This window comes from Lactobacillus corticis, from assembly GCF_018327645.1.
GTDB lineage: Bacteria > Bacillota > Bacilli > Lactobacillales > Lactobacillaceae > Lactobacillus > Lactobacillus corticis.
In genome coordinates this window covers 1-3326 of record NZ_BMAY01000111.1, presented here as the reverse complement: position 1 = coordinate 3326, position 3326 = coordinate 1, and the positions used below count along the sequence as shown (strand labels likewise).

General features: G+C 51.6%; 1 tRNA gene and 2 rRNA genes. All 3 read right to left on the bottom strand.

What is annotated here, in order from left to right:
• Positions 1 to 5 precede the first annotated feature (5 nt).
• A tRNA-Asn gene (locus KI210_RS08975) sits at positions 6 to 78 on the bottom strand.
• Between the two features lie 12 nt (positions 79 to 90).
• Positions 91 to 207, bottom strand: a 5S ribosomal RNA gene (rrf, locus tag KI210_RS08970).
• A gap of 66 nt (positions 208 to 273) precedes the next feature.
• A 23S ribosomal RNA gene (locus KI210_RS08965) occupies positions 274 to 3161 on the bottom strand.
• Positions 3162 to 3326 lie beyond the last annotated feature (165 nt).

Below are 3326 nucleotides of genomic sequence, written 5' to 3'. Positions count from 1 at the left end.
CCTTACTCCGGCTGTCAGACTCGAACTGACGACATCGTGATTAACAGTCACGCGCTCTACCAACTGAGCTAAGCCGGAATATTAAAAAAAGCGCGGCGACTTCCTACCCTCGCAGGCAGTTGCCCACCAACTACTCTCGGCGTTAAGAAGCTTAACTTCTGTGTTCGGCATGGGTACAGGTGTTTCCTTCTTGCTTTCGTTACCGCACTTTTCCTTTTCTTTGAGCTTGCACGCTCAAAACTGAATACCTTCCGCTTCTCGAAAACCTCGCTTTTGGTCAAGTCCTCGACTGATTAGTACTGGTCCGCTCCAAGCCTCGCGGCTCTTCCACTCCCAGCCTATCTACCTCATCGTCTCTGAGGTGTCTTACTGCTTTCGCATGGGAAATCTCATCTTGAGGGGGGCTTCGCACTTAGATGCTTTCAGCGCTTATCCCTTCCGCACTTAGCTACCCAGCTGTGCTCTTGGCAGAACAACTGGTACACCAGCGGTGCGTCCATCCCGGTCCTCTCGTACTAAGGACAGCTCCTCTCAAATTTCCTGCGCCCACGACGGATAGGGACCGAACTGTCTCACGACGTTCTGAACCCAGCTCGCGTGCCGCTTTAATGGGCGAACAGCCCAACCCTTGGGACCGACTTCAGCCCCAGGATGCGACGAGCCGACATCGAGGTGCCAAACCTCCCCGTCGATGTGAACTCTTGGGGGAGATAAGCCTGTTATCCCCAGGGTAGCTTTTATCCGTTGAGTGATGGCCTTTCCATTCAGTACCACCAGATCACTAAGCCCGACTTTCGTCCCTGCTCGAGTTGTCTCTCTCGCAGTCAAGCTCCCTTATACCTTTACACTCTGCGAATGATTTCCAACCATTCTGAGGGAACCTTTGGGCGCCTCCGTTACACTTTAGGAGGCGACCGCCCCAGTCAAACTGCCCACCTGACACTGTCCCTGACGCCGCTTCCGCGTCTAGGTTAGAGCATCCTTCAAACAAGGGTAGTATCCCAACAGCGCCTCCGGCTATACTAGCGTACTGCCTTCTTCGGCTCCTACCTATCCTGTACATGTTTAAAAGATACTCAATATCAAGCTACAGTGAAGCTCCATGGGGTCTTTCCGTCCTGTCGCGGGTAACCCGCATCTTCACGGGTATTATAATTTCACCGAGTCTCTCGTTGAGACAGTGCCCAAATCATTTCACCTTTCGTGCAGGTCGGAACTTACCCGACAAGGAATTTCGCTACCTTAGGACCGTTATAGTTACGGCCGCCGTTTACTGGGGCTTCAATTCGAACCTTCGCTTGCGCTAAGCTCTCCTCTTAACCTTCCAGCACCGGGCAGGTGTCAGCACCTATACGTCATCTTACGATTTTGCAGATACCTGTGTTTTTGATAAACAGTTGTTTGGGCCTATTCTCTGCGGCTGATCTCTCAATCAGCACCCCTTCTCCCGAAGTTACGGGGTCATTTTGCCGAGTTCCTTAACGAGAGTTCTCTCGCTCGCCTTAGTGTTCTCCACTCGACTACCTGTGTCGGTTTGCGGTACGGGTACGTTATCTCTGGCTAGAAGCTTTTCTTGGCAGTGTGACTCTGCACCTTCGCTACTCTAATTTCGCTCCTCATCACGCCTCAGAATTATCAAAAGCAAGCATTTCACTCGCTTTCTCCCTTGACGCTTAAACATGGTTCCAGCCCCATGCGTGCTTTGCCTCCTGCGTCCCTCCTTCGCTCATCGCGATTTAACGCAGTACAGGAATCTCTACCTGTTATCCATCGACTACGCCTCTCGGCCTTGCCTTAGGTCCCGACTTACCCTGGGCGGACGAGCCTGCCCCAGGAAACCTTAGTCTTTCGGCGGATAGGATTCTCACCTATCTTTCGCTACTCATACCGGCATTCTCACTTCTAACTGCTCCACATGTCCTCTCGATCATGCTTCTCCGCCGTTAGAACGCTCTCCTACCACGCATCTTGCGATGCATCCACAGTTTCGGTACTATGCTTAGCCCCGGTAAATCTTCGGCGCAGCGCCACTCGACTAGTGAGCTATTACGCACTCTTTGAATGATGGCTGCTTCTGAGCCAACGTCCTAGTTGTCTACGCAACTCCACATCCTTTTCCACTTAGCATAGATTTGGGGACCTTAACTGGTGATCTGGGCTGTTTCCCTTTCGACTACGGATCTTATCACTCGCAGTCTGACTCCCGAGCACGCTTCAATGGTATTCGCAGTTTATCTGGATTCAGTAACCCCTGACGGGCCCCTAGTCCAAACAGCGCTCTACCTCCATTGACCTTCGCTCGAGGCTAGCCCTAAAGCTATTTCGGAGAGAACCAGCTATCTCCAAGTTCGTTTGGAATTTCACCGCTACCCACAGCTCATCCCCGCAATTTTCAACTTACGTGGGTTCGGTCCTCCAGTGCGTTTTACCGCACCTTCAACCTGGCCATGGGTAGGTCACTTGGTTTCGGGTCTACATCATACAACTCTTCGCCCTCTTCAGACTCGCTTTCGCTCCGGCTCCGGCTTTTCTGCCTTAACCTCGCTATATAACGTAACTCGCCGGTTCATTCTACAAAAGGCACGCCATCACCCCTTAACGGGCTCTGACTACTTGTAGGCACACGGTTTCAGGTTCTCTTTCACTCCCCTCCCGGGGTTCTTTTCACCTTTCCCTCACGGTACTGGTTCACTATCGGTCACTTGCTAGTATTTAGCCTTACGAGATGGTCCTCGTTGCTTCAAACGGAATTCCTCGTGTTCCGCCCTACTCAGGATCCTGCTCGGCTTCCTTCCGATTTCGATTACGGGGCTCTCACCCTCTCTGGCTGAACTTCCCAGTTCATTCGTCTATCTTCCGGTCCCCTTCTTGCAGTCCTACAACCCCCAAGGATAAATCCTCAGGTTTAGGCTCTTTCCTGTTCGCTCGCCGCTACTTGGGAAATCGATTTTTCTTTCTCTTCCTGCAGCTACTTAGATGTTTCAGTTCACTGCGTATTCCCTCTGAAATTTCTTCCAGATAGCCTCTCGGCTGGGTTCCCCCATTCGGACATCTCCGGATCTCTGATTACTTACATCTCCCCGAAGCTTTTCGTAGTTCGTCACGTCCTTCATCGGCTGCTAGTGCCTAGGCATTCACCGTGCGCCCTTCTCTGCTTGACCTATTCCAAGTCTCTCTCTCGGTCGCTCTCACAATCTGTTCTTTACGATTGTCTCGGTTTTCTTTTGCTTTCGGTATTCAGTTTTCAACGTACTAGCTCTGAGGTTTTGCCCTCAAAACTAAACAAGATTCGCTCGGTGTGCTTCCGTTTCGCTTCGGTTGCTTCT